Source organism: Nioella sediminis (assembly GCF_001879695.1).
In the GTDB taxonomy this organism is placed as follows: Bacteria; Pseudomonadota; Alphaproteobacteria; order Rhodobacterales; family Rhodobacteraceae; genus Nioella; species Nioella sediminis.
Map to the genome: position 1 here is coordinate 1 of NZ_MNBL01000087.1, position 959 is coordinate 959.

Below are 959 nucleotides of genomic sequence, written 5' to 3' on the forward strand. Positions count from 1 at the left end.
TCGGTGAAGCTGGCGGCCACCTCGGCCCAATGGTCGGCCTGCTCGGCGGGGTAGGGGGCGGGGCCCCAGTCACAGTCCACCGCGTTCACCGCCTGAAAGGCGCGCCAGGTGTTGTCGGCAATAACGGCCACACCATTCGTCACCTCGACCACCTCCGACACCCCGCGCATGGAGCGTGCGGCGCTGGCGTCATAGCCATGCAGCACACCCCGGCGCGGGTTCACCCGCACGGCGGCATGGACCATGCCCTCGACGCTCAGGTCGATCCCGTAGACCTGCTGCCCGGTGGATTTCGCCACGATATCGAGCCGCTCGGTTTCCTGCCCGATGAGCCGCCAATCGCTGCGCGGTGTCAGGGGCGCGTCCTCGACCGGGTCGATCGTGGCGGCCTGCGCGGCAAGCTCCGTATAGGGAATGCGGGTGCCGTCGGTCAAAACCACCGCGCCTGCTTCGCAGCGCAGCTGATCCACGGGGATGGAGGTGCGGATCTCGCCCGCGCGGCGCAGGGTCTCGCGCGCCATCGCGCCCGCCTGCCGCAGCTTGTCGAAACTGTCCGGGGTGGAGGTGGAGCCGCCCGTCACCTGCATCCCCAGCACCTTCATGACGGCCCCCATGGCGGTGCGGGTCGTGCGCGCGGCAAAGCCCTGGTCGCTGGACAGGAAAGGCGCGCCTTCCACGCCCATGGCCCTGTTCCAATAGGCGGGCGACGGGTCGCCGAAGCTGATGTCGAATTGCCCCGGTTCCAGCCGCATTTCCTCGGCCAGCAGCATGGCCTGCATATGCGCCACGCCCTGACCCACGTCGGCGTGTGGGGTGATCAGGGTGATCCGCTCGGGCCCCACAAGCACCCAGGGGTTGAAGGTCACCTCACCCTCGGCCAGCCCCGCCTCCAGCGGGTTTTCATGCGGGCGGCGCACGGTGTAGACCCCGAAGGCCACACCGCCCGCCAGAACGGCGGA

Annotated in this window: 1 pseudogene; it reads right to left on the minus strand. The window is 69.4% G+C overall.

The features are described 5' to 3' along the window. A pseudogene (locus BKY26_RS20260) lies at nt 1-959 on the minus strand (xanthine dehydrogenase family protein molybdopterin-binding subunit); the annotation flags it as partial.